The sequence below is a fragment of the Aquabacterium olei genome, assembly GCF_003100395.1.
Lineage (GTDB): Bacteria > Pseudomonadota > Gammaproteobacteria > Burkholderiales > Burkholderiaceae_C > Aquabacterium > Aquabacterium olei.
The window spans coordinates 440,080-465,067 of record NZ_CP029210.1; the positions used below are offsets into that span (position 1 = coordinate 440,080).

The following is a 24,988-nucleotide window of genomic DNA, read 5'->3' on the forward strand; positions in this document are numbered from 1 at the left end:
CATTGAGCGCCCCCGTGCGTCAACGCGACATCACGAGGTCCGCATCAATCTGATCGAGGGTCGCGACACCACACAGGGCCATGGCGATCTCCAACTCGTCGCGCAGCAGGCGCAGCACGTGTGCCACGCCCATCGCCCCCGCTGTGGCAAGCCCGTGAACCTGTGGACGGCCCACCAGCACGGCCCGGGCTCCCAGCGCCAGGGCCTTCAGGACATCCGTGCCTCTGCGAATGCCCCCATCCACCAGCACGGGCATGGTGTGCCCCACGGCTGCCACGATCGCGGGCAGGGCTTCCGCGGTGGGGAGGGCCGTGTCCAGCGTCCGTCCGCCATGGTTGGACACGATGAGGCCGTCGGCGCCCGCGTCATGTGCCGCGCGCGCATCGTCCGGGTGCAGGATGCCCTTGAGGAGCACGGGAAGCCGCGTGTGTGCCTTCAGCCACGCGACATCGCCCCACGTGGGCGCCTGCTGCAGCAGGCCATCGAACATGGCACTCTGGCCGGGCTGCAGTGCAGCGGGACGCCAGGGTGGCAGGCCGAGCAGGTTCACCGCTTCGATGCCCGGTGGCAGTGAGAAGCCGGCTCGCCGCTCGCGATCGCGGGCGCCACTGGTCGGCGCATCGACGGTGAGCACCAGCGCCTCGTAACCCGCGGCCTCGGCGCGCCTGACGAGCTCCAGCGTGAAATCCCGGTCATGTTGCAGGTAAAGCTGGAACCAGAGCGGCCCGCGCCCCGCATCGGTGCCGATGGCTCGGGCCACATGCTCGAGCAAGGTCGAGGACTGGCAGCTGAGGACCATGCCGGCCTCCTGGGCCGACGCGGCCACCGCCGTGGCCAGTTCTGCGTCCGGGTGCGCCATGCGCTGGAACGCCACCGGCGCCAGCAGGATGGGATGTGCGCAAGTGCGCCCGAGCAACTTGATCCGGGTGTGGCCGCCCGTGAGGTTGCGCAGCACCCGAGGGCGCAGGCGCATCGCGTCCCAGGCGGCGCGGTTGGCCGACACGGTGACCTCGTCGGCTGCGCCGCCCTGGAAGTAGGCCCAGGCGGCCTGTGGCAGGCGCGCCTGCGCGAGGCGCTCGTGGTCGATCAGGGCGACGACCTCGGGGGGCAGTGATGTGAGAGCAGGTTCAGGCATGGTCTGGTCGGCTCCCCGCTCAGACGACGTCGTCCGGGCCGGGAGCCGGCTTCCGCCCGTCGATCATGGCACGCACCAGATTTTCGCCATGCCGTCGGCTCGTGAACGCGACGCCCGCCAGATGGGCCGCGATCAGGCCGAGCAGGCACCAGCCCAGCAAGCGGTGCAATTCGTCGAGCCACGCCTCCCCCCAGAAGGCGTCGGTGGTGTACAGCCAGCCGGTGAAGGCGAGGGCGAGCACACATGTCCAGAGGGCCAGGGCCATCCAGCCGCCGAGCGGGTTATGGCCCATGTGGCGGCGCTCGGTGCCATGCCACACCTGCCTTGCATATGCCCAAGTGGCCCTGGGCCCGTGCACGAACCGCCGCAGGCTTGCATGGCTCTGTCCGCGAGCGCCCCACAGCAGCCGGCCAAGCACCAGTGCGCCGGCGAGCAGGCCGGCGTTTTCATGTGGGCCGAAGCCCACGTCGTCCAAGGTGCTGATCCAGGCAACGGCCACGCAAGCGGCGACGCTCCAATGCACCAGCCGGACGAACGGATCCCAGACCTGCATCAGTCCGGCTGCTTCACCGCGCCGACCTTCTCGAAGGTCTTGGGGTTGAAATAGACCTCGGCGCGTTTGCCCGTCTCGTCGAAGCCGTAGACCTCGTAGCAACCGTTGTCGACCTTGACCTGGCGGACCTTCTTCCAGCCGTCGTCGAGGAGCTTGCGCTGCAGGTCCATCTGCTTGCGCCACTCGGCTTGCGGCACATCGCACTTGAATTCACCATGGGCCAGGGCTGGACCGCTGGCCATCAGTGCGGCGGCCAGGGTGGTCAGAAGGACAGTGATCTTGGTCATTGAATGACTCCGCATTACAAGAGGGGAGGGGGGCTCACACATCGATCCACATGCGCAGCAGGTTGTGGTACGTCGCCGTCAGGCCGATCACGGCCTCGTCGGTCTCGCCCACCGTGCTGCGTAGGTGCATGAGGTGCATGTCCATGTCATAGAGTAGGCGCCGTTGCTCGTCGCTGCGCACCATGCTCTGCACCCAGAAGAAGCTTGCGACCCGGTGTCCCCGCGTGACCGGTTCGACCCGGTGCACGCTTGTGCCGGGGTAGACGACCATGTCGCCTGCTGGCAGCTTGACGCGTCGTGGCCCGAAGGTGTCTTCGATCACCAGATCGCCGCCATCGTACTCATCGGGTTCGCTGAGGAAGATGGTGCACGATACATCGGTGCGCACGCGCCCCACGCCGCCCGGGAGGTGGCGCACCGCGCTGTCGACATGGTTGCCGAAGGTGTTCAGGTTGCCGCCGTAGCGGTTGAACATGGGCGGTGAAACCTGCCGTGGCAGCGCGGCCGAAAAGAACAGGGCGTGACGCTGCAGGGCCTGGAGCACCATCTCCTGCAACTGCCGGGTCACCGGGTGGTTTTCCGGCAGTTGTTCGTTGCGCTTGGCCTGGGCGGCCTGCTGCCCCGAGCTCACACGGCCGTCCGACCAGGGTGCATCGGACAGGAGGGTGCGCGCGTGGTGGACTTCATCCGGTGTCAGCACCTGTTGAGCGTGGAGCAGCATGGCGGAAGCAGGTCAGAAGCGCGTGCCGACGGTGAACTTGATCGAGCGGCCTTCGCCCAGCACGGAGAAGCCCGGATAGAGCATGTCGCCGTAGGTACGGTTGGCCAGGTTGGTCACGTTCAGCTGGGCATAGGTGTCCTGAGTGAATTTGTACTCGGCCATCGCGTCGACCACGGTGTAGCCACCGGCCTTTGCGGTGGCCGAGGCCGCACCGGTGCTGCCCGTCAGCGGACGGTTCTCAGATGCACCACGCACGCCGGCTGCCACACGGAACTTCGGCATGGCTTGCCAGCTCAGCCAGGTTGCGCCGGTATGGCGAGGTGTGAGGCCCACGCGTTGCCCCACGCCGGCGCCTGCCGAGCCGGCCCGGTCGATCTTCGCTTCAGGGATGTAGGCGTACGAGAAGTACACCTCCACGTCTTTGGCCAGACGGCCCACGACGTCCACCTCCAGGCCGCGCGAATGGCGCTTGCCGGACAGCGTGTAGGCGCTGGTCGCGAAGTCGATGTCGGTGGTGCGTTCGTTGAACTTCTCCGTGCGGAACAGCGCAAAGCGGGTCGACAGGTCGCCGTTGAGCCAGTCCAGCTTGGCGCCCACTTCGATGTTGCGGCTCTTTTCGGCCGGCGTGTTGGAGTTCAGCGCGGTGGTGAACTGGTAGGTGTCGGCGGCGGTGTTGAACGACGAGCTGTGCGACAGATGGAACGAGGACTCGGACGTCGGCTGATACAGCAGGCCGACGCGGTGGCTCCACAGCGAGCTGTATTTCAGGTGGGTCAGTGAAGTGGCTGTCGGGGTCAGCGAGGGCGATGCGTTGGTGCCGAAGGTGAGCGACTGCGTCGTGGTCTCGAAGCGGTCCCAACGAACGCCACCCAGCACCTTCCAGTGATCGGCAATCTGGATCAGATCCTGCGCGTACGCGCCCAGTGCCCAGCCTGCATAGCTGGACGTCTCGCGCCACAGCGGGCGGTTTCCGGTGCCTGTCAGGTCCGCTTCATTGTTCGGATTGCCTACAGTGGCAACCGGGCGGGTGCCCAGCACATTGCGAGCGCCGTTGTTGGAGTAGCGGGTGGCCTGTTCGGCAGACAGGTCAACACCGGCGAGCACTTCGTGCCTCATGCCGAGCAACGTCAGCTTGTTGCTGAAATCGCTCTGGAGGTAAGTGCCGTTGTAGATGTCTCGGCGGGGGGTCAGGCCCCCACGTGTGATGGACGTGCTGCCGTCGATGTTTGCCTGAGTGGTGCCGGTGCCGAAGGTCGCCGTTGTGCTCCATTGACCGCGCATGAATTCACCCGAGCGGAACTGCGTGCGCAGTTCGGCATCTCCGCCGAAGCGGTGCACGTGAGACGCCGACACATACGTGGCTTCGCCTTTGAGGAAGTCACCGCTCGTGCCGTAATAGCTGTTGGGGTCGATGTTCTTGGGAACCTGGCCACCCACATACCGGAATCCGTTGAGCGGCTTGTTGTCGACGTTCAGGTAGAACAGGCCGACTGTGAACTCATCCGCCGTGCCGATGCCCCAACTGTAGGTGGGAGCGACGCCATACTTTTTCACTTTTGCGCCGTAGTTGTCGGCGGTGGTCACCATGGCATTGATGCGCAGCGCGGCGTTCTCGTCCGTGCGCTTGTTCAGATCAACGGTGGTGCGCAGGTAGTCGCCTGTGCCAATGGTGGTCGTCAGATCGGTCTGGTCGGCCAGCATCGGCTTTTTCGTGACCTGGTTGACCACCCCCCCCGTCGAGCCGCGCCCGAAGATCATCGAAGCCGAGCCGCGCATCACTTCAATGCGGTCGTAGTTGAAGGTGTCGCGGTCGTACTGCGAGGGATCCTTCATGCCGTCGATCAGCAGGTCGCCGACGGTGGCCACCGGGAAGCCGCGCATGCGGATGTCCTGGTCGGTGCCGTTCTCAGTGGCGGCGAAGGTGATGCCGGCCGTGTAGTGCAGCGCCTGTTTCAACGTGTCGAGTTTCACGTCGTCGATCAGCTTTTCCGTCATCACGGTGATCGACTGCGGGATGTCGCGGATCGCCTGCTTCCCCTTGCCGATGTTGGTCGTGACGGTCTGCAGGTTCTCCTTCGATGGCGCTGCCTGCTGCTTGGCCGCCTTGACGCCCACAGCGGGCAGGGTCTGGCTGGCCGCCGGTTCGTTCTGCGCCATCACCGGCGCAGCCAGCAGACTCAGCCCCATGCCGGCGGCCAGTGCGCCCAGCGGCAGTGTGGCGGGAACAGAACGGGACGCGGCCGACTGAGGGCGGGCCACACGGGTACGACGTTGGGACATGGTCAGGAAGCTCCAGAGGGCAGGGGGCCTAGCAAGGCAGGCCTGATTTGCCGGGCTCCGGGTGGCTGGCTGGTCCTGTTGCAGGATGGCTGGCGTACGAGAGGAACCGGTGAGTTTGCAAATGATAACGATTCGCAATACAACTTGACTCGTAAACCCGACCATCCGACCCGGGGAGTGACACATTGCCGCCACACTTCCGCGGGCTGCAGACAAAAAAATGCGCTGACCCACGCCGTTTCGCACACGGATCCGTCAGCCCCACTTGCCCCAGGATCCAGATGTCCCCACACCGGTGCGGTCGTCCTGCCAGACAACGCGCTCCTTGCGAGACGGCGCTGAATTGGTCAGCGCATGGAAGTGACTTTATTGCAAACGATTCTCATTTGCAATACCCCGTGCGGGACGTGGCTGATGTACGTCAATGCCGGACCCGGTTGGCGTGACGCCACATGGCTTCACGGCATCATGGCGGCGTTTGCACCATTGGAGTTCCCATGCATGGCTCACCCGCCGTGCTGGTGGCGCTGAATGCCTTGCTCGTTGACGAGCTGGCTGCGCGCGACCAGTATTTCATCCACTCCCGCATGCTGGCGGAGTGGGGTTTCGAGAAGATCGCCGCCCGCATCGCCCACGAGATGGAGGACGAGACGGGCCACGCCGACGCGCTGATCCGCCGCATCCTGATGCTGGGCGGGCACCCGGACATGAAGCCCTCGACGCTGACCATCGGCCACGATCTGCCGGAGATCCTCGCCAACGACCTGGCGGTCGAGATTTCGGTGACGGCCCACCTGCGCGAGGTGATGGCGCTGTGCGAGCGCGAGCGTGACTTCGTCACCCGCGACATCCTGCTGCCCATGCTGATCGACACCGAGGAAGACCACGCCCACTGGCTGTCGCAGCAACTCAACCTCATCCGCCTGATGGGGCTGCCGAACTACCTGCAGAGCCAGCTCGTCTGAGCCGGCTCGAGCGAGGCGCCGCGGGATGCGGACGCCTTGCACGCGCAACCCTCACCTCACGACTGCGGCGTGCCGGTGGCCGTCTTGCTGCCACCGATGCGGGGCGCCGTCTTCACGCTCCAGATCATCGTGATGGCCAGGATGCCGACCACGACGCCGAGCGACACCAGCACCGGGATCTTGTAGAGGTCGATCAGCATCATCTTGGTGCCGATGAAGACCAGGACCACGGCCAGGCCGTAACTGAGCAGGTGGAATTTGGCAGCCATGGCAGCCAACAGGAAGTACATCGCGCGCAGCCCCAGGATGGCCAGGATGTTCGACGTCAGCACGATGAACGGGTCGGTGGTGATCGCGTAGATGGCCGGGATGGAGTCGACCGCAAAAATGACGTCGGTCAGGCCCACCAGCGCGACGACCAGCATCAGCGGCGTGGCGATGCGCTTGCCGCGCTGCACCGTCCAGAAGCGTTCGCCGTCAAACCGCTCGCTCACCGGCAGCACCCGGCGCAGCAGCTTGAGCGCCGGGTTGTCTTCCAGGCTCGACTCCTTGTCCGCGGCCCACCACATCTTCACGCCGGTGAGGAACAGGAAGGCGCCGAACACATACAGGATCCAGTGGAACTGGCTGATGAGCCAGCCGCCCACGAGGATCATCACGGTGCGCAGCACGATCGCGCCGATGATGCCGATCATCAGCACCCGCTTCTGGTAGGCCGGCGGCACCGCGAAGTAGGTGAAGATCATCAGGAACACGAAGATGTTGTCGACCGCCAGCGACTTCTCGATCAGGTAGCCCGTGAGGAACTCGAGGGCCTTGGTGTTGGCCACCGCGGTGCCCTGTTCCTGCTGGAAGGCCCACCACAGCAGGCCGTTGAAGGCAAGGCTGATGGCCACCCAGATGGCCGACCAGCGCAGTGCTTCGGGCACGGTCACTTCGTGCGCACCCTGCTTCTTGAGGACGACGAAGTCGACGAACAGGGCCACCAGCACGATGGCGGCAAAGACGAACCACAGCCACAAGGGCGCAAGCGTGAGCATGTTTTCTCCGGTGATCAAAGGGTGCCAGAAAGCACGGGTTGGTCACCGGAAGGTCTTGCCAGAGACGGGGCAGCAGGGCGCTGCGCCGGGCCTCTCGTGGAACCCGGGTGGATGCCGGGCGGCTCCACCGTGTTGACGGGGTGTCACCACGGCTTGCGCCGTGCGCTACTCCCCTTCCGGATTGCCGAAGTGTAGCGAGGCCCGGCAAAACCGCTCCGTAAAGATGGGTATCCAGAGCGAGAGCGGTGAATTCAACATTGCAAATGAGAATCGTTCGCATTAAAGTGCGGCCAAAAGGAGCCTCTCATGTGCGATGCCTCTCGCCGCCTCTTCGACTTTCTCTCGCCCCGTTTGCCTGAACCGGCCTCCGCGTTGAGCGCGCCCGTGGCGGGGTGTTCGCCCGGGCCGGACGGTGATCGAGGGTCGCGGCGCCAGCGAATCTGGGAGCTTGAAGCGACGGCGCATTGCCCGGTGGTCGGTGTGTGCCTGCCCATTCCGACGTTGCACCAGCTCGCCGAGCGGCTGCTGCCCCGCGGCGCCTGGGCCGACGAGTACGAGCTGCATTGCATGGTGGTGAGTGCGTGTCGCCAGCGCGGACCGATGGCCGAGGCGGTGCAGAAGGATCTGGACCGTCGCCACCAGCTGGCCATCAAGCAGGCGGCGCGGTGCAAGGACGCCGATGCGCTCGCGGCCTGGTGGCGCGAGGCCTGCGCCGGCCCGCGCCTCGGGGAGGCGTTGTGGGCCACGCTGACGCACCCACGCTGCGGTCCCGATCTGGCCTACAAGGTGCTGGGTTTCGTGCACATGGTTCAGCATCAGGTGGGCGCTGCCACGCGGGTGGATCAGGCGCGGTTCGACGCCCTGCAGGCGGCGCACGCCACGCTGCAGCGGGCGCATCAGGCGGCACAGGCGCGGCTGCAGGAACAATCGGATCGGCAGGGCCGGCGCATCGATGCACTCGAGCAGACGGTGCTGCGTCTTCGCGCCGATCTGATCTCGCGGGACACCGAGTTGGCGCAGTTGCGCGAGGAACGCGACCGGCTGGCTGCGGCGCAGCCCGACCTGCCTGCCCGGGAGGCCTTGCTGCGCGAGCGCCAGGCACAGACCGAGCGCCTGCAGGCCCTGCAGCGCCAGGTTCATCGCCTGAGCGAACAGGCTCAGAGATTGAGCGAGCGCGCCCTCGCAGCCGAGGCCCAGCGCGCCGACGCCTTCCCGCCGCAGCCTGATGAGCACGATGGGCGTGCGGTCGCCTCGCCGCTGCACTGGGTGCCGCGGGCGGCCTTGATCGACCGGGCCGTGCTGTGCGTGGGCGGCCGTCCGGCCAGCGTGCCGGCCTACCGCGAGCTGGTGGAGCAGACCGGGGGGCGCTTTCTGCACCATGACGGCGGCGACGAGGACAACCCCCAGCGGCTGGACGCCACCCTCGCTGCCGCGGACCTGGTGGTCTGCCAGACCGGTTGCATCAGCCATGGCGCCTACTGGCGCGTGAAAGCGCACTGCAAGCGGACCGGCAAGCCCTGTCTGTTCGTCGACACGCCGAGCCGCGCCGCCCTGGCCCGGGCGCTGGAAGCCGCTTGCACCGACGCCAAGACCCCGCAGGCAACATGACGCGCTTGCGATGAGAATGATTCGTATTTATATTTCAACCCCGTCGATGCCAGCCAGCTGCCGCCAGCCGGTCAACGCGTTCTGCCCGATGCCGGGCCCTGGAGCCGTTCATGCCGCGCCCCTCTGATCGCCGTCTGCGTTCTGCGCCACTTCCCCTGCGGCCCGGCCGACTGGCCCCGTGGGCCGAGTCGGCTCGGTTCTGGCTGCCTTTCGCGGCCGTGGTGCTGACCGTCTGGTTCACGGTGCCGGTGAGCGGGGCGGCCTGAGCTACCAGGGCGCACATCGGGTGCCTTGCCACCCGGCCGTTGCCTGCGGGCCGGCCTCACCGTGCTGTGCCATGTCTGCCATCCTGCTTCGCCGCGTTGCGGCGGCTCCCTCCCTGCTCGTGCTGAGCGGGCTCATCACCGCCATCCCGGCCACCGCCTGGGCGCAAAGCCCCGAGCCCGCTGTCGACAGCGTGCAGGGGGTGTCCGTCACCGCCCGCAAGGAGGAGGCGCCCACCGAGGGGCGCGCCTCCTACCGGGCCGGCCGCTCGCGCACGGCCACCGGGCTGGCACTCACCCCGCGTGAAACACCGCAGGCCATCAGCACCATCACCCGCAGCCAGCTGGATGACTTCGGGCTCGGCACGGTCAACGATGCCCTGGCGTTTGCGCCGGGCGTGACGGTGGAGCGCGTCGAAACCGATCGCACCTACTACTCGGCGCGCGGCTTCGACATCGACAACTTTCAGCTCGATGGGATCGGCCTGCCGTTCACGAACGGGGCCCAATGGGGCGAGGTCGACACCATCGTGTACGACCGCATCGACGTGCTGCGCGGGGCCAATGGTCTGCTGACGGGCACGGGGCTGCCATCGGCCACGATCAACTTCGTGCGCAAGAAGCCGACGTCGGCCTTCCAGGCCTCGGGCGGGCTCACGCTCGGGTCGTGGAACAAGGTTCGGCTGGAGGGCGATGTGTCGGGTGCGCTGAATGCCGACGGGTCTGTGCGTGGGCGCCTGGTCGGTGCAGCCCAGGACAGCGACAGCTACCTCGACCGCCATGGCAAGCGCCTGTACACGCTGTATGGCGCCGTCGACATCGACCTGAGCCGTCACACCACCCTCTCGCTCGGCTGGCTGGAGCGTGAGAGCCGCGCCCGCAGCCCCTTCTGGGGCGCGCTGCCGATGAACGACACCAACGGCACGCAGACCGACTACGACGTGTCGACGAACACGGCCGCCGACTGGACCTGGTGGAACAACAAGGAGCGGCGACTGACCGCTGAACTGAGCCACGACTTCGGCCAGGGCTGGCAGCTGCGCACCGGGCTGACCCACCGCAGCAACAAGTCGGATTCGGAGCTGCTGTACGTGTTCGGCACGCCGGTACAGGGCAGCGCTGCCGGGCTGTATGGCTACCCGTCGGCCTTCCGTGGCGACTACACGCAGGACCTGCTGCATGTGCAGGCCAGCGGGCCGTTCTCGCTGGCGGGGCGCCAGCACGAAGCGGTGGTTGGCGCCAACTGGGCGAAGGAAGATGCGACCGAGCAATCGGGCTATGCGAGCTATGCCGGTTCGCGTTTCACGGACCTGGGGGCGATGCTGGACAACTGGGATGGTCGCTTCGCGAAGCCGGCGATGGACGCGAGCTTTGCCGGCTCGTCCTTCGATCTGGAGCGCCAGGGCGTGTATGGCGCTGCGCGCTTCAGCCTGAGCGACGCGGTGAAGCTGATCACCGGGGCGCAACTGCTGCACATCCGTTCAAGCGGCCTCAGCTATGGCGTGCCCCATGTCTACGACGCGACGCGGCTGACGCCCTACCTGGGCGCCGTGTGGACCCTGACCCCGGCGCTGTCGGCCTATGCAAGCCACACGCAGATCTACAAGCCTCAGACCGAGGTGAACGCCGATGGCAAGCCACTGGCGCCCGTGCGCGGCACCAACGCCGAAGTGGGGCTGAAGGCCGACCTGCTGGATCGCAAGCTGAGCCTGCTGGCGGCCGTGTTCCGGACGCGTCAGGACGGCCTCGCGGGTGACGCGACCTGGGTGGAGGGGCGCAATGTGTATTCAGCCACCGATGCGCGGAGCCAGGGCATCGAGCTGGAAGCCACCGGGCGCGTGGCCGAGGGTGTGGAATTGAGCGCCAGCCTCACACACACGGACATCGAAGATGCCGATGGCCAGGACACGCGCACCTTTCTGCCGCGCGACACGGCGCGGGTGAGCGTGCGCTACGCCGCCACCGGCAGGCTGAGCACCACCGCGGCCCTGCGCTGGCAGTCGGCTATTTACCGCGACATCGGCGGCGTGCGCGCCACGCAGGACAGCCATGCGCTGCTGGATGTCGGCGCCAGCTACCAGATCGACAAGCACTGGAAGGTCTCGGCGCAGATCCGCAACCTCACCGACCAGAAATACATCAACAGCCTCTACTGGGATCAGGCCTTCTACGGCGCACCGCGCCACGGCCAGGTCAGTGTGAACTGGACGTACTGAACGGCGTCGGCATCAGCTGCCGTCCTGCAGGTCGGCGCGCTGCTGGCGCATCCATGCCTTCATGCGCGCGTCCATCACGCTCAATTCGATCACCTCGGCCGCGTCCGGCTGACGGAAGCGGGTTCGGGCGCCCTGCACCCGCTCGATGGCGCCGGGCAGGTCACCCAATGCGGCCACGGCTTCGGCCTCGGCCCGCACAGCCCGTACAGGCTGATCGAGTTCCGCCCACAGGCTGGCCAGCAGCGTCCAGGCGGTGGCGTCGTCCGGCTGGCGGCTCACCTGGCTCTGCAGGCGCTCGGCCACCTGCTCGGCATGGGCGCGCCGCGCGACGCCGGGTGGCGCCGCCAGCGCGATCTGGGCGGCCATCAGCAGTTCCGGGCGGGCGTCGGCGCTGGCCCCCGCGGCGATGGCACGAGACAGCGCCTCCGCGGCGGCCGCCGGCTGGCGATCCCGCAGGCGGTTCTCGGCTTCGCCAAGATCCAGCACCCGCAGGGCCACCTGTTGCTGCACGGCCGGCAGGGCGCGTGCCGCGTCGCGAGCCTGGGCGAGGGCCGCCATGGCCTGTGAGGGCGCGCCGCCGCGCTGTGCGGCCAGCATGGTGGTGTAGTGCCGCGCCACACGCTGCATCGGCGTGGCGTTGGCCGGCGCTTCCTGCTGCAGCAAGGCCTGCAGCGCCACGCTGCGCGTGTCCATCAGCACGCGTGAGCGGGCGGCCATCAGCGCGTGCCAGGCGGCCCGTTCGCCATCCGGCCGGCTGGCCAGCGGCCCGGCCCGGTCATGCGCAAGGCCCACCCGGGCGCGTGCGTCGCCAATGCGTTCGCTGGTCAGCGGGTGGGTGCGAAGGTAGGGGTAGCTGCCGTCGTCGTTCAGGCGCGAGGCCTGCTGCAGCATCTCGAACATCGAGGCCATGCCCGCCACGTCGTAGCCGGCCTGGGCCAGCACGCCGAAGCCGACGCGATCGGCCTCGCGCTCCATGTCGCGCGAGAAGTTCAGCTGCGTCTGCGCCGTTACGGCCTGGCCGCCATAGATCAGCGCCTGCGCGGCCTGCGCGTTGCGGCTCGCCGCGAGGATGCCGGCGATCATCGTTGCGATGCTCACCCACGAGGTGCGCGATTGCTGCCCGATCATCCGCGCGATGTGGCGTTGCGTCACGTGCGACAACTCGTGCGCCAGCACGGAGGCCAGTTCGTCGGCCGTGTTCGTCATGGCGATCAGGCCCAGGTGCACGCCGATGTAGCCGCCGGGCAGTGCAAAGGCGTTCACCGATCGGTCGCGGATCAGGAAGGGCGTCCACGCATGGGCACTGTCGAGCTCGGGCCCGATCTCTCCGCGCAGTCGCCCGGCCACCAGCAGGCCGCGCCACAGCTGTTCGATGTAGGCCTGTACCAACGGGTCGTCCACGATGTCCGGGTCGCGGCGGATGCTGCGCATGATGCGGTCGCCCAGCCGGCGCTCGGCCACCGGCGACAGCTCCTGCGAGATCGCATCACCCAGGGCCGGCAGGGCGTTCGGCGTGGCCTCCTGGGCCTGGGCCTGGGCCACCGGCCCGGCGGCCCAACTGCCAAGCAGCAGTGCCGCCACGATGGCGTGCCGCCTGGCGCCGTGCAGGGCAGTAAAACGAGGGGAGGGCAGGCGGCGGGCCGCTCGGCGCAGGGGACGCATCAGCATGGGCACCATGGCAACAGGTGGACTGCGCAGTATGCTGCGAACCGGCGCGGCCGGCGGTGCATCCCTGAGCGGAAGCCCCTGCCAGCCGGGCTGTTTTGTGTTTCTTTACCCTTGAGCAGATCGTCCGCCATGTCCGTTCTCACCCATTTCGACAGCGAAGGCCAAGCGCACATGGTCGATGTCTCGGCCAAGGCGCCGACCGTCCGTGTGGCCGTGGCCGAAGGCCGCATCCGCATGCAACCCGAGACGCTGGCACTGATCCGCGAAGGCCGCGCCGGCAAGGGCGACGTGCTGGGCGTCGCCCGCATTGCCGCCATCCAGGGGGCCAAGCGCACGGCGGACCTGATTCCGCTGTGCCACCCGCTCGCCCTGTCGCGCGTGGCGGTGGAACTGACGCTGGAAGACAGCCCTTGCGCCGTGCGCTGCCAGGCCACGGTGCAGACCGTGGGCCCGACGGGCGTGGAGATGGAGGCCCTCACCGCCGTGCAGGTGGGGCTGCTGACGGTGTACGACATGTGCAAGGCCGCCGACCGCGGCATGCTGATCACCGATGTGGGCCTGCTGGAAAAACAGGGCGGCAAGAGCGGCCACTGGGTGCGCGCCGAGGGCGACCTGCCCGCAGCCTGATCGCCACGGTCCGCCTTCGCCACCTCGGCGTATCAACGGGGGAGCAACTGTCTCCACGTGTAGTCGTGCGCCGGGGGCGTGCACTGGAATGGCAGCGGCTCGTCGTCCTCTGGTTCGGTGTCGCACGGGGCCATGAAGGACCGTGTCATGGGGTTGCGGAACTCCTTGAGCCGCGCGACCACGTAGCGGGCCTGGTCGACCTGGCCGTGCTCCGCCAGTGAGCGCGCGTAGGCGATCATCAGGCGGGCGTCCACCAGGTTGTGCAGCGTGCGGCGGAAGGCCGCCGGGGGCAGGCTCGGCTCGTCGCCATCGGCGGTGGTGACGGCCGCATAGTCCGCCTGGTATCCGAACCACGGCATGCGCTGGCCGCGGGCAACACGGTCGGCCAGGGGCCCGGCCCCGGCGCGTGGTGCGTAGATGTTGGCGGCGGACTGGTAGTCCACCGCACACCACACCGCACCCAGCGCCGTCAGCAGGCCGGCGGCGGTCAGCGCGTGGGCACCGAGCCGGCCTGTCGCGGGCGCACCCGACGATGCCGTGTCCAGGTCGCAAGCGGCCTCGCGCGCACCCAGGCCCAATCCCCAGGCAAAGGCGGCCGGCAGCAGGAAGTAGCTGTACCAGAGCGGGTACTCCAGCAGGCTGTGCAGGCCGGCCAGCGCCACGATCACGGCAGCGGCCGGCGCTGGCGAAGGTGCCGATATCGCCTTGCGCGCCGGGCGACGAAACAGCGCCACGAACGCCCACAGGCACAGCCCCGTCATCAGCAGGGCAAGCGGCACGCCGAACTCGACCGCCCACTGCAGCAGCAGGTTGTGGGTGTGGTCGAAGAACGCCACCGGACGGTCGGGGAAGGGCGTGAAGGTCCAGGCGACGTTGAATTCGCCGAAGCCCACACCGGTCCACGGGTGCATGCGGATCAGTGACAGCACATTCGACCAGATGGCAAAGCGGGAGCTCGAGATGTCGCTGCCATCGTGCAAGCGAGCCTCGGCCGCAAACGCCACGCCGCCGTCCAGATGGGACCAGGCCCACATCAGGCCCCACCACGCGGCGTACCACACGGGCGCACCGGCCACCACAACCCGCATGCGGCGCGACAGGTTGCGGTCCAGCAGCCCCCACAGGCACAGGAACACCATGCCGACCATGCCCGTGCGCGAGGCCGTCCACACCACCCCGCCGATGAACAGGGCGACCAGGGCTGCGCAGACCCCCTCCGGCAGGCGCCGGCGCTGGCTCAGCCAGACGGCTGCACAACAGCCCCACACCAGCAGGGTGCTGAAATGGTTGGGCTGGCGCAGGTTGCCCACGGCCCGGCCCGCCACCACCGGCGCGGCCAACAGCCGGCCGTCTGCCCAGGCAGGATGAAAGACCTGCACGGCCGCCAGGGCGATCCCGATGGCCCCGGCCGCAGCCAGGGCGCCGAAGAACACGTCGGCGGCCAGTTCCCCGGCCGTGCTGCGCCCGCCGCGCCATCCGGCCCACACCGCAAACAGGGCCGCCAGGCCCAGGCCTGCCCCCATCATCGCCAGCCCGGCCGGCAGGGGGCCGCCCAGTGCGGCCCATGCGGCGAGCGCTGCGTGCATGCCCAGCACACCCAGCAGGGCCCGCACCGCTCCGCCTGCACGGGCGCCGGGGGGCAGCGGGGCGGCAGCCATCATCGCGATCAGCAGCCCCCAGCCCAGCACCGCCAGGGCCTGGTTGTAGAACGTCACGGAGGGCGGGTCATGGGCCGCGATCAGCGTCGGAGCGGCGATGGCGAGCAGGGCCAGTGGCCACCAGCGGGCTGCGAGGCCGGCCGGCGCGGTCCGGGCGAGGGCATCTTGCGTCATGGCCGGTATTGTCGGGCCACAGCCCGGCCTCCTTGCCCCCCCTGCTGCGCCGGTGGAGATCGCCCATGCGGGCAGGCCGGCTCGGCAGACGCTGCACACACCTGCGGCGCCGGCCAGCCTCGCAAACCCGTGTTTCTTGCGCTGTCTCAAGCGTTTGCGGCCTTTCTGCACGCGGCGTCGCGACCCCCATACAAACACCAATGTCATGCCCTTGTCACACGCTGGCGCCGCGCGCACACTGGGTGTCCGGTCACGCCTTTTTGGGCCGGGGCCGGATGTTCTCAACCTTTCTGCTCTCGAAAGGAGGCAGTATGAATTTGACGATCAGTGGCCACCATCTTGAAGTGACTCCCGCCCTGCGTGAGTACGTTCTGACCAAGCTGGATCGGGTGACCCGTCATTTCGACCAGGTCGTGGACGTGACTGTCCTGCTCAGTGTTGAAAAGCAAAAGGAAAAGGATCGCCGCCAGAAGGCTGAAGTCAACCTGCACGTGAAGGGCAAGGACATCTTTGTTGAAACTTCGCACGAGGATCTGTACGCCGCCATTGATCAGTTGATGGACAAGCTGGACCGCCAGGTCTGTCGCCACAAGGACAAGGTGCAGGATCACCACCACACCTCGCCCAAGCGCGAAGGGAACTGGGACAGCGCCCAGTGACCCACTGGCCGCGCGCCGAGCCCTCGGCGCATGACCGACCCAGACGACGGCCCTTCGGGGCCGTTTTTCGTGGTCCCGGTACCAGCGGAAATGTGATTTTTTGCTTGCTGCGGTGCAGCAGCGGATGCAGAATCCCGCACATCAATGGAATTTGACGGTACCGTGTCGGTCTGCCAGTTCCCTATAATCCGCCCCTCATCCGACCCCGGAAGCGGTGCCAAGGCATCCCGCCGTCGTACCCGCTTGTAACAAGATGAACCGTCTCGCAGCCATCCTTACCCCCGGCCAGGTGCTGGTGGACGTCGACGCCAGCAGCAAGAAGCGCGTCTTCGAGCAAGCCGGGTTGCTGTTCGAGAACCAGAACGCCATCGCCCGCGCCATCGTCACGGACAACCTGTTCGCCCGCGAGCGCCTGGGGTCGACCGGCCTGGGCCACGGCGTCGCCATTCCGCATGGCCGCATCAAGGGGCTGAAGAACCCGCTGGCCGCTGTCATCCGGCTGAGCCAGGCCATCCCGTTCGACGCGCCGGACGACGAGCCCGTCAACCTTCTGATCTTCCTGCTGGTGCCCGAGGCCGCCACCCAGCGCCACCTCGAAATCCTGTCCGAGATTGCCGAGTTGCTCTCCGACCGCGAACTGCGCGATCGCCTCAAGACCGAAGGCAGCGCCGCCGAGGTGCACGGCCTGATCGAACGGTGGCAGCCCCTGAAGTCGGTGGCCTGACCACGCCGCGTTCATCGGGCATCATGGCGTGACCCCGTTCTGAAGGCATCCTGTCCCCGTGAGCGTCAAAGACATCGCCGTCATCAGTGCCGAGGCACTGTTCGAAGCCAACCGCACCTCGCTGCGCTGGGAGTGGATCGCGGGCCACGCCCACCCTGAGCGCCGTTTCGACGAAGAGGCGGTGCACGCGGCCCAGTCGGCCGCCGACCTGGTGGGCTACCTGAATTACATCCACCCCTACCGGGTGCAGATCGTCGGGCGCCGCGAGACGGCCTACTTAACCAACTCCACCCCGGAAGACCAGGAACGCCGCATCCAGCGCATCGTGACGCTGGAGCCGCCCGTGGTGGTGGTGGCCGACGGAGAAGTCCCCTCCGACCGCCTGGTGGCCATGTGCGGCCGCGCTGGCATCCCGTTGTTCGTCACCAAGGAGCCGGCAGGCCACGTCATCGACGTGCTGCGCAGCTACCTGACCCAGCACTTCGCCGAGCGCATCACGCGCCACGGCGTGTTCATGGACATCCTGGGCCTGGGCGTGCTGCTGACGGGCGAATCCGGCCTGGGCAAGAGCGAACTGGGGCTGGAACTGATCTCGCGCGGCCACGGTCTGGTGGCCGATGACGCCGTCGACCTCTACCGCGTGTCGCGCAATGCCGTCGAAGGGCGCTGCCCCGAGCTGTTGCGCAACCTGCTGGAAGTGCGCGGCATCGGCCTGCTCGACATCAAGGCCATCTTTGGCGAAACGGCCGTGCGCCGCAAGATGCGCCTCAAGCTCATCGTGCACCTGGTGCGCAAGGAAACGATGGAGCGCGAATTCGAGCGCCTGCCTTATGAGCCACTGTATGAAGAGGTCATGGGCGTGCCGATCCGCAAGGCGGTGATCGCGGTGGACGCCGGGCGCAACCTGGCCGTGCTGGTGGAGGCCGCCGTGCGCAACACGGTGCTGCAACTGCGCGGCATCGACACCTACAAGGAATTCATCGAGCGCCACCAGCGCGCGATGGAACGCGGCGGCAGCTTCTGATCGCCGCCGCCGCTCGGGCGGTCAGCGCGTGCCGGTGCCCTTGCCCGTGCAGTCCGGGCGGTTGCACTCGATATACAGCGACAGGGCGTGGTCGTGCAGCTTGTAGCCGCGCTCGGCGGCGATTTCCTGCTGGCGCCGCTCGATCTCGGCATCGTAGAACTCTTCGACACGACCGCAGTTCACGCACACCAGATGGTCGTGGTGCTTGCCCTCGTTGAGTTCGAACACAGCCTTGCCGGCTTCGAAGTGGTTGCGCGACAGGATGCCGGCCTGCTCGAACTGCATCAGCACGCGGTAGACCGTGGCCAGCCCGATGTCGGAGCCCTCGGCCAGCAGCACCTTGTAGACGTCTTCGGCCGTCATGTGGCGCTGCGCAGTCTGCTGGAAGACCTCCAGGATCTTGATGCGGGGCAGGGTGGCCTTCAGCCCGCTGCTCTTGAGTTCTTCGGCGTGGTTCATGTCGGTCTCCAGGGTGCGGGCAGGCGGTCTCGACCCCCGCTAGAATGCCCAATGATATCGACTTGCCCCCCTCCCGCGCTGGCGTGAGGCCTTGTCGAGCCCTTCAGATCGAAGAAGACCGTACCCATGACGCTGCCTTTTCTCCGTCGCGCTGTGCTGGCCCTGGTGCCGCTGGCGCTGCTTTCGGCCTGCTCGAGCACGGTCTCCCTCAGCAAACCTGAAACGCTGTTCGGCCTGTTGGAACCCTACCGCGTCGACATCGTGCAGGGCAACGTCGTCACGCAGGAAATCATGGCGCAGATCCAGCCCGGGCTGGGGCGCATGCAGGTTCGCGAGATCCTGGGCACACCGCTGCTGGCCGACCCCTTCCACGCCGACCGCTGGGATTACGTCTTCACCATCCGCCGCCAGGGGGTGCCCGACCAGCGGCGCGTGGTGAGCGTGTTCTTCAAGAACGACGCCGTCGAGCGCTTCGACACCGAGCCGCTGCCCTCCGAGCAGGCCTTCGTCTCCTCGATCGACAAGCCCGTGACGCGCAAGGCCGAGCCGAACCTCACGGCGGAACAGATTCAGGCGCTGCCCAAACCGCCCAAAACCGAGACCGAGGTCCGCAAGCAGCCGCAAGGCGCCGCACGCGAGTACCCGCCGCTCGAAGCCGGCCGTCCCTGACCCGCCCGGGCCGCCTGCCGGCCCCGCCCCAGACATCGCACGCACACACATGAGCAACACCGACGCCACCCATCTGATCGCCATTGCCGGCGCTTCCGGCCGCATGGGCCGCATGCTGGTCGAGGCCGTGCAGGCCGCCCCGGACGCCCGCCTGGCTGGCGCACTCGACATCGCGGCCAGCCCGGCGGTCGGCGCCGATGCCACCGCCTTTCTGGGGCAGACCAGCGGCGTGGCCATCGCCGCCGACCTGCATCAGGGCCTGAAGGATGCGCGCTTCCTGATCGACTTCACCCGCCCCGAAGGCACGATGGCCCACCTGCGCGTGTGCCGCGAGCTGGGCGTCAAGATGGTGATCGGCACGACCGGCTTCACCGACGAGCAGAAGGCCGAAATTGAAGACGCCGCCCGGGACATCGCCATCGTGATGGCCCCCAACATGGCCGTGGGCGTCAACGTCGTCTTCAAGCTGCTGGCCCAGGCGGCCAAGGCGCTCAAGGAAGGCTACGACATCGAGATCATCGAGGCCCACCACCGCCACAAGGTGGATGCGCCCAGCGGCACCGCCCTGAAGATGGGCGAGGTGGTGGCCGAGGCCGTGGGCCGTGACCTCAAGGAATGCGCCGTGTACGGCCGCGAAGGCGTCACCGGCGAGCGCGACCCGAGCACCATCGGCTTTGCCACCATCCGCGGGGGCGACGTCGTGGGCGACCACACCGTGCTGTTTGCCGGCATTGGCGAGCGCATCGAGATTACGCACAAGTCATCCAGCCGCGCCACTTACGCCCAGGGCAGCCTGCGTGCCGTGCGCTTCCTGGCGCACCAGCCGCATGGCCTGTTCGGCATGGACGACGTGCTCGGCCTGAAGTAAGCAACCCATGGCCGGCTGGACGCATTTCTGGGAGCAGGGCGACGCCGTCGGGCGCGCGGTGGCCATCATGCTGCTGCTGATGTCGATCGGCGCGTGGGTCGTCATCTTCTGGAAGGGCTGGCTCATCAGCCGGGCCCGTCGCGATCTGGCGCAGGGCGCCCGCGTGTTCTGGCAGGCGGCTGACCTGGCACAGGCCCGTGCGGCGTTGGGCGCCGTTGACCGCGAGGCCGTGCTCCTGCCCCTGGTCGACGCCGTGAGCGAACCCGTGGGCACCGGCACGCTGGAAGGCCGCGCCGACCGCGGCGCGCAACTCACGCGCCGCCTGCGCGACAGCCTGCATGCCGTGCTGGCCCGCTTGCAGGCCGGGCAGGTGCTGCTGGCATCTGTAGGGGCTGTGTCGCCGTTCGTGGGGCTGTTCGGCACCGTCTGGGGCATCTACCACGCGATGATGAGCATCAGCAGCGAAGGCGCGGTGAGCATCGACAAGGTGGCGGGCCCCGTGGGCGAGGCCCTCATCATGACGGCCGCCGGCCTGGCGGTGGCCATCCCCGCCGTGCTGGCCTACAACCTGTTCGGCAAGTACATCTCGGCCTGCGAGGCCGACCTGGAAGGCTTTGCGCACGACCTGCGCGAGGCGCTGCTGGCCGACGACACCCCCGCGTCGCGCGGCTGAACCGGCAGGCGCGCGATGGCTTTCGGTCGACTCGAGCGTCCCCAGGGCAGCCAGCCCATGAGCGAAATCAACATGACGCCGCTCATCGACGTGATGCTCGTGCTGCTGGTCATCTTCATGCTGACCGCGCCGTTGATGACCTCGCGCCTCAAGCTCGATCTGCCCAAGGCCCCGGCGCCCAGCGCCGAGCCTGCGCCGGCCACGTTCACTGTGGCGCTCACGGCCGATGGCCTGCTGCACCTCGACGACACGGTGGTGACCGTCGACGTGCTGCGCGCTCAGGCCAAGGCCCAGGCCGAGCAGAAACCCGACACCGAGGTGCAGCTGCGCGCCGACAAGGTGGTGCCCTATGGCCAGGTGGCCGAACTGATCGGACTGCTGCAGCAGGCGGGGCTCAACCGCATCGCCTTCGTGACGGAAGGGCCGCAGGGCGAGGCAGCCGCCGCGCCCTGAGCCTGGCCCGCGTACGGCCAAGCGGGTGCGCCACCGACCAGTGTCGTGCCCGCCGCGCGTGCGATCAAGCGGATTGCGCGCTGACCGGGTGCCCTGTTGACGCGCCACGACAGCCGGATGGGCACGTGGCCCGCTGCACCGCACGGGCCGGCCAGCGCGCGCACAATGGATCGCATCGTGTCAGCGGATCCCATCTGGTTCCATCCCTCATGGCCACCCCTCCGAAGTTCCCGACCCAGCGTTTCGACAACGCCGACGCCGCGCTGCGCCATGTGACGCAGCTCTACGATGCCCAGATCGCCTACCTGCGCGACAGCCTGCAGCGTTTCGTCGCCGGTGAGACCTTCCGGCACCACGTGCGCGCCAAGTACCCCTTCGTGCGCGTGCACACCGATACCGTGGCGCGTGCCGACTCGCGGCTGTCGTACGGCTTCGTCGCCGGACCGGGTACGTACGAGACCACGGTGACGCGGCCGGACCTGTTTGCGAACTACTACCGCGAGCAGTTCCAGTTGCTGCTGGAAAACCACCGCGTGCCGATCGAGGTGGGGCTGGGCGCCGACCCGATCCCCGTGCACTTCAGCCTGGGCGAGCACCAGCACCTGGAAGGCAGCCTGAGCCCCGAGCGGCGGCTGCTGTTGCGAGACCAGTTCGACCTGCCCGACCTGGCCTCGATGGACGATGGCATCGCCAACGGCACCTACGAAACCCGGGGCGGGGCGCGCCCGCTGGCGTTGTTCACCGCGCCGCGCGTGGATTACTCGCTGCACCGGCTGCGCCACTACACCGGCACCTCGCCCGAGCACTTCCAGAACTTCGTGCTGTTCACGAACTACCAGTTCTACATCGACGAGTTCGTGCGCATGGGGCACGAGCTGATGCGCCGTGCGCCCGACCCGGCCAACCCGCGTGACGACGACGACTGCATCGCGTTCATCGAGCCGGGCAACGTCGTCACACGCCGCGTGGGTCAGGCGGTGGAGCTCGGCGACGCGCTGGGGGCCGTGCCGCCGCGCCTGCCGCAGATGCCGGCCTATCACCTCATGCGCAAGGACCGCAGCGGCGTCACGATGGTGAACATCGGGGTGGGCCCGGCCAACGCCAAGACCATCACCGACCACATTGCGGTGCTGCGCCCGCACGCGTGGATCATGCTGGGTCACTGCGCCGGCCTGCGCAATTCACAGCAGCTGGGCGACTACGTGCTGGCCCACGGCTATGTGCGCGAGGACCACGTGCTCGACGAAGACCTGCCGCTGTGGGTGCCGATCCCGCCGCTCGCCGAAATCCAGCTGGCGCTGGAAGGCGCGGTGGCCGATGTGACGAAGCTGCACGGCTACGAACTCAAGCGCATCATGCGCACCGGCACGGTGGCGTCGACCGACAACCGCAATTGGGAGCTGTTGCCGCAGCGCGAACCCGAGCGGCGCTTCAGTCAGAGCCGCGCGGTGGCGCTGGACATGGAGAGTGCAACGATCGCGGCCAACGGCTTCCGCTTCCGGGTGCCGTATGGCACGCTGCTGTGCGTGAGCGACAAGCCGCTGCATGGCGAGCTGAAGCTGCCGGGCATGGCGAACCAGTTCTACCGCGAGCGGGTGGACCAGCATCTGCGCATCGGCCTGCGGGCGGTGGAGCGCCTGCGCGGTGACCGGGCGGGGCAATTGCACAGCCGCAAGCTGCGCAGCTTTGCCGAGGTGGCCTTCCAGTGAGGCCTCGCCCACCCGGGGAGGGTGGGTGATTAACCTGAAAAGGTTAGGTGTCGATCAGGCCGCGTTGGCCAGCACCCGGGACTCCTGCACCGGGGCCACTTCGCGGCGGATCTGCTCGCCGGCGGCGTGCTCGGCCACTTTCAGGTCGTAGGCCGTCTGGAGGTCCATCCAGTACTGCGGCGTCGTGCCGAAGAAACGGGCCAGACGCAGCGCCGAGTCCGGGCTGATGCCGCGACGCTCCCGGACGATGTCGTTCACGCGCGGTGCCGGCACGTGGAGGCGGATCGCCAGACCACTGGCGGACAGCCCGTGCGGCGCCATGAACTGGGAGCGGAGGATGGCGCCGGGGTGCACAGCTTGGGAGGGAGTCATGGTCCTGATCGTTTTGGAGGGATACTGTGATGATCGTATGTGGTTTACCCGGATCAGACTGTCAATCGTTCGACAATTAGATGCCCCGCATCTAACCATTACGGGGGATTGTCGTGCGATTGTCCCCACCCGTACTGATTTGGTGATGGCCCCGCCCGGATGTCCATGAGTCCCCGCCCTTTTCCGACCCCTTCCAGCCTGCTGCCCGCACTGCGCACGCACGTGTGGTTCGGCAGCTGTCCGGAGCACATGCAGCTTGCGCTGACCGAGCGCGCGCGGCTGGTGACGGTGAAGGCAGGCGAGATGCTGTTTGCACGCGGCGAGCACCACGACGGTCTCTACTGTGTGGTGGCCGGTGCGCTGAAAGTCGGCTCGACCGACCCGCGCGACGGCTCGCTGCGGTTGACGCTCTACCTCGAGCCCTATCACTGGTTCGGAGAGATCGCCCTCATCGACCGGCAGCCCCGCAGCCAGCACGCGCTGGCCGATGTGGACAGCACGGTGCTGGTCGTGCCCCGTGCGCAGATCGAGCCCTGGCTGGACGCGCACCCGGAGTGCTGGCGCGACATCGCCCGGCTGGCGTGCGGCAAGGTGCGCCTGATGCTGACGGCCATGGAGGATGCGGCGACGCTGCCCCTGCAGCAGGTGCTGGCGCGCCGGTTGCTGTTTTTTGCGACCGGCTTCGGCCAGTCGACGCAGAACGAGCCGCGGCGCCACTTGCGTCTGCCGCAGGAATACCTTGCCAGCATGCTCGGGGTGTCACGGCAGACCGTGAACAAGGCGCTGCGCACGCTGGCGCGCGAAGGGGTCCTGGCCTTGCACTACGCAGAGATCGAGATCATCGACCTGCCGGCGCTGGTGGCGCGCGCCGGTCAGTTGGATCCGGGTCTGGCTGGCCGGGCGCTGCCCGCGAACACAACCGCCTGAGTCGCTGCGGGCGGGCCGGCTCAGCCGCGCGCCCGCGGACGCACCCGGCTGGCCGCGCGCACGGCCTTGGCACGGGCGGCGTCCACGGCGGTGTCGGTGGCCAGCGCGACGCCCAGGCGGCGCTTGACGAAGCTTTCAGGCTTGCCGAACAGGCGCAGATCGGTGCCCGGTTCGGCCAGGGCCTCGGCGACGCCGTCGAACACGACGTCCTGTGCATCGACGCCACCGTAGATCACCGCCGAAGCCCCCGCCTGCCGCAGGCTGGTGTCGACCGGCAGGCCGAGGATGGCGCGCGCGTGCAGTTCGAACTCGCTCTGCACCTGCGTGCTCAGCGTCACCAGCCCGGTGTCGTGCGGCCGGGGGCTGACCTCGCTGAACCACACCGCGTCACCCTTGACGAAGAGCTCGACGCCGAACAGCCCCTGGCCGCCGAGGTTGCCCGTCACGGCGCGGGCGATTTCGCGGGCGCGCTCGAGGGCCACGGGCGACATGGGCTGGGGCTGCCAGCTTTCGACGTAGTCACCGCTGACCTGCCTGTGGCCGATGGGCTCGCAGAAGTGGGTGACGACCTCGCCGAGCTGGTCGCCCTGGCCGGCTGCGCGCACGGTGAGCAGGGTGATCTCGTAATCGAAGTCGATGAAGCCTTCGACGATGACGCGGCCGTGGCTGACCCGGCCGCCGGCCATCGCGTGATCCCACGCCGCGGCCACGTCGTCGGGGCCGTCGATCTTGCTCTGGCCCTTGCCCGACGAGCTCATGACAGGCTTGACCACGCACGGGTAGCCGATGCCGTCGTCGATGGCGGCCTGCAACTCGGCCAGCGAATCACAGAAGCGATAAGGGCTGGTGGGCAGGCCGAGGGTTTCGGCGGCCAGGCAGCGGATGCCTTCGCGGTCCATGGTGAGGCGCGCGGCGCGGGCCGTGGGGATGACGCGCACGACGCCTGCGGCCTCCAGCTCTTCCAGCACCGGCGTGGCGATGGCCTCGATCTCGGGCACGACCAGATGCGGCTTTTCGGCCTCGATCAGCGCGCGCAGCTGGGCTGGGTCGCTCATGGTGATGGTGCGGCTGTGGTGCGCCACCTGCTGGCCGGGGGCGTGGTCGTAGCGGTCGACCGCAATGGTTTCAACACCCAGACGCTGCAGGGCGATCAGGACTTCCTTGCCCAGTTCGCCCGAGCCCAGCAGCATCACGCGCACGGCAGAAGGGGACAGCGGGGTACCGAGGGTCAGGGTCTGGACAGCAAGGGGGCTCAT

The 24,988-nt window shown here is 67.9% G+C and carries 25 protein-coding genes; 14 read left to right on the plus strand and 11 right to left on the minus strand.

The features are described 5' to 3' along the window. Window positions 1-19: 19 nt before the first annotated feature. From DEH84_RS01955 to DEH84_RS01975, 5 genes are read right to left on the minus strand one after another with little or no spacing between them, the layout of a single operon-like run. Window positions 20-1,135, minus strand: a complete 1,116-nt coding sequence (locus tag DEH84_RS01955) for an alpha-hydroxy acid oxidase (RefSeq protein ID WP_109034260.1) — start codon at window positions 1,133-1,135, stop codon at window positions 20-22. Between the two features lie 19 nt (window positions 1,136-1,154). After that, complete coding sequence (locus DEH84_RS01960) at window positions 1,155-1,688, minus strand: cytochrome b/b6 domain-containing protein (RefSeq protein ID WP_109034263.1); 534 nt, start codon at window positions 1,686-1,688, stop codon at window positions 1,155-1,157. Next, window positions 1,688-1,975 (minus strand): PepSY domain-containing protein, encoded by a 288-nt coding sequence (locus DEH84_RS01965; protein WP_109034265.1) that lies wholly within the window; start codon window positions 1,973-1,975, stop codon window positions 1,688-1,690. Before DEH84_RS01965 ends, DEH84_RS01960 begins: the two co-directional genes overlap by 1 nt. A 34-nt stretch (window positions 1,976-2,009) precedes the next feature. Beyond that, complete coding sequence (locus DEH84_RS01970; RefSeq protein ID WP_109034267.1) at window positions 2,010-2,696, minus strand: Fe2+-dependent dioxygenase; 687 nt, start codon at window positions 2,694-2,696, stop codon at window positions 2,010-2,012. A 12-nt stretch (window positions 2,697-2,708) separates the two neighbouring features. Next, the gene (locus tag DEH84_RS01975) at window positions 2,709-4,976 is read right to left on the minus strand and encodes a TonB-dependent receptor (RefSeq protein WP_245932657.1); all 2,268 of its coding nucleotides are present in this window, start codon (window positions 4,974-4,976) and stop codon (window positions 2,709-2,711) included. A 497-nt stretch (window positions 4,977-5,473) separates the two neighbouring features. On the opposite strand from DEH84_RS01975, the gene bfr reads away from it, so the two are divergent. Then, window positions 5,474-5,941: a bacterioferritin gene (gene bfr, locus DEH84_RS01980; RefSeq protein ID WP_109034270.1), complete on the plus strand. Its 468-nt coding sequence runs from the start codon at window positions 5,474-5,476 to the stop codon at window positions 5,939-5,941. A 56-nt stretch (window positions 5,942-5,997) separates the two neighbouring features. On the opposite strand, the gene DEH84_RS01985 is transcribed toward bfr, so the two are convergent. After that, window positions 5,998-6,981, minus strand: a complete 984-nt coding sequence (locus tag DEH84_RS01985; RefSeq protein WP_109034272.1) for a TerC family protein — start codon at window positions 6,979-6,981, stop codon at window positions 5,998-6,000. A 306-nt stretch (window positions 6,982-7,287) separates the two neighbouring features. On the opposite strand from DEH84_RS01985, the gene DEH84_RS01990 reads away from it, so the two are divergent. The 3 genes from DEH84_RS01990 (at window position 7,288) to DEH84_RS01995 (ending at window position 11,068) form a co-directional block, all read left to right on the plus strand. After that, on the plus strand, window positions 7,288-8,589 hold the full coding sequence (locus tag DEH84_RS01990) for a DUF2325 domain-containing protein (RefSeq protein ID WP_109034274.1): 1,302 nt from the start codon (window positions 7,288-7,290) through the stop codon (window positions 8,587-8,589). A 110-nt stretch (window positions 8,590-8,699) separates the two neighbouring features. Beyond that, window positions 8,700-8,855, plus strand: coding sequence for a hypothetical protein (locus tag DEH84_RS19035; RefSeq protein WP_159098810.1), 156 nt, complete (start codon window positions 8,700-8,702; stop codon window positions 8,853-8,855). 71 nt (window positions 8,856-8,926) lie between these two features. Further along, complete coding sequence (locus tag DEH84_RS01995) at window positions 8,927-11,068, plus strand: TonB-dependent siderophore receptor (protein WP_109034276.1); 2,142 nt, start codon at window positions 8,927-8,929, stop codon at window positions 11,066-11,068. A 12-nt stretch (window positions 11,069-11,080) separates the two neighbouring features. On the opposite strand, the gene DEH84_RS02000 is transcribed toward DEH84_RS01995, so the two are convergent. Then, a complete protein-coding gene (locus DEH84_RS02000; RefSeq protein WP_245932658.1) occupies window positions 11,081-12,736 on the minus strand; it encodes a M48 family metalloprotease in 1,656 nt (551 codons plus the stop codon). A 129-nt stretch (window positions 12,737-12,865) separates the two neighbouring features. Between DEH84_RS02000 and moaC the strand changes: the two genes are divergently transcribed. Next, entirely contained in the window at window positions 12,866-13,363 is a 498-nt protein-coding gene (moaC, locus tag DEH84_RS02005) for a cyclic pyranopterin monophosphate synthase MoaC (protein WP_109034278.1), read from the plus strand. A gap of 32 nt (window positions 13,364-13,395) precedes the next feature. Here moaC and DEH84_RS02010 read toward each other — a convergent pair whose 3' ends face one another. Continuing rightward, entirely contained in the window at window positions 13,396-15,195 is a 1,800-nt protein-coding gene (locus DEH84_RS02010; protein WP_159098811.1) for a PglL family O-oligosaccharyltransferase, read from the minus strand. Between the two features lie 311 nt (window positions 15,196-15,506). Here DEH84_RS02010 and hpf point away from each other — a divergent pair, with 311 nt between their 5' ends. The 3 genes from hpf to hprK all read left to right on the plus strand — a co-directional run bounded on the left by hpf (window position 15,507) and on the right by hprK (window position 17,602). Beyond that, entirely contained in the window at window positions 15,507-15,854 is a 348-nt protein-coding gene (gene hpf, locus DEH84_RS02015) for a ribosome hibernation-promoting factor, HPF/YfiA family (RefSeq protein ID WP_109034282.1), read from the plus strand. A gap of 253 nt (window positions 15,855-16,107) precedes the next feature. Then, a complete protein-coding gene (gene ptsN / locus DEH84_RS02020; RefSeq protein WP_109034285.1) occupies window positions 16,108-16,578 on the plus strand; it encodes a PTS IIA-like nitrogen regulatory protein PtsN in 471 nt (156 codons plus the stop codon). Between the two features lie 73 nt (window positions 16,579-16,651). Continuing rightward, window positions 16,652-17,602, plus strand: coding sequence for an HPr(Ser) kinase/phosphatase (gene hprK, locus DEH84_RS02025; protein ID WP_109038155.1), 951 nt, complete (start codon window positions 16,652-16,654; stop codon window positions 17,600-17,602). A 21-nt stretch (window positions 17,603-17,623) separates the two neighbouring features. On the opposite strand, the gene fur is transcribed toward hprK, so the two are convergent. Next, window positions 17,624-18,061 carry a ferric iron uptake transcriptional regulator gene (fur, locus tag DEH84_RS02030; protein ID WP_109034287.1) on the minus strand — a complete coding sequence of 146 codons (438 nt, stop codon included), beginning with the start codon at window positions 18,059-18,061 and terminating at the stop codon, window positions 17,624-17,626. Between the two features lie 126 nt (window positions 18,062-18,187). Here fur and DEH84_RS02035 point away from each other — a divergent pair, with 126 nt between their 5' ends. The 5 genes from DEH84_RS02035 (at window position 18,188) to DEH84_RS02055 (ending at window position 22,433) form a co-directional block, all read left to right on the plus strand. Further along, complete coding sequence (locus DEH84_RS02035) at window positions 18,188-18,730, plus strand: outer membrane protein assembly factor BamE (RefSeq protein ID WP_109034289.1); 543 nt, start codon at window positions 18,188-18,190, stop codon at window positions 18,728-18,730. A 49-nt stretch (window positions 18,731-18,779) separates the two neighbouring features. After that, a complete protein-coding gene (gene dapB, locus DEH84_RS02040) occupies window positions 18,780-19,598 on the plus strand; it encodes a 4-hydroxy-tetrahydrodipicolinate reductase (RefSeq protein WP_109034291.1) in 819 nt (272 codons plus the stop codon). A 7-nt stretch (window positions 19,599-19,605) separates the two neighbouring features. Then, the gene (locus tag DEH84_RS02045; protein WP_109034293.1) at window positions 19,606-20,271 is read left to right on the plus strand and encodes a MotA/TolQ/ExbB proton channel family protein; all 666 of its coding nucleotides are present in this window, start codon (window positions 19,606-19,608) and stop codon (window positions 20,269-20,271) included. Window positions 20,272-20,286: 15 nt separating this feature from the next. Next, on the plus strand, window positions 20,287-20,724 hold the full coding sequence (locus tag DEH84_RS02050) for an ExbD/TolR family protein (protein WP_109034295.1): 438 nt from the start codon (window positions 20,287-20,289) through the stop codon (window positions 20,722-20,724). Window positions 20,725-20,933: 209 nt separating this feature from the next. After that, a complete protein-coding gene (locus tag DEH84_RS02055; RefSeq protein WP_109034297.1) occupies window positions 20,934-22,433 on the plus strand; it encodes an AMP nucleosidase in 1,500 nt (499 codons plus the stop codon). Between the two features lie 54 nt (window positions 22,434-22,487). Here DEH84_RS02055 and DEH84_RS02060 read toward each other — a convergent pair whose 3' ends face one another. Then, entirely contained in the window at window positions 22,488-22,805 is a 318-nt protein-coding gene (locus tag DEH84_RS02060) for a HigA family addiction module antitoxin (RefSeq protein ID WP_109034299.1), read from the minus strand. Window positions 22,806-22,970: 165 nt separating this feature from the next. On the opposite strand from DEH84_RS02060, the gene DEH84_RS02065 reads away from it, so the two are divergent. After that, entirely contained in the window at window positions 22,971-23,732 is a 762-nt protein-coding gene (locus DEH84_RS02065) for a Crp/Fnr family transcriptional regulator (RefSeq protein WP_159098812.1), read from the plus strand. Window positions 23,733-23,752: 20 nt separating this feature from the next. On the opposite strand, the gene purT is transcribed toward DEH84_RS02065, so the two are convergent. After that, window positions 23,753-24,988: a formate-dependent phosphoribosylglycinamide formyltransferase gene (gene purT / locus DEH84_RS02070; RefSeq protein ID WP_109034303.1), complete on the minus strand. Its 1,236-nt coding sequence runs from the start codon at window positions 24,986-24,988 to the stop codon at window positions 23,753-23,755.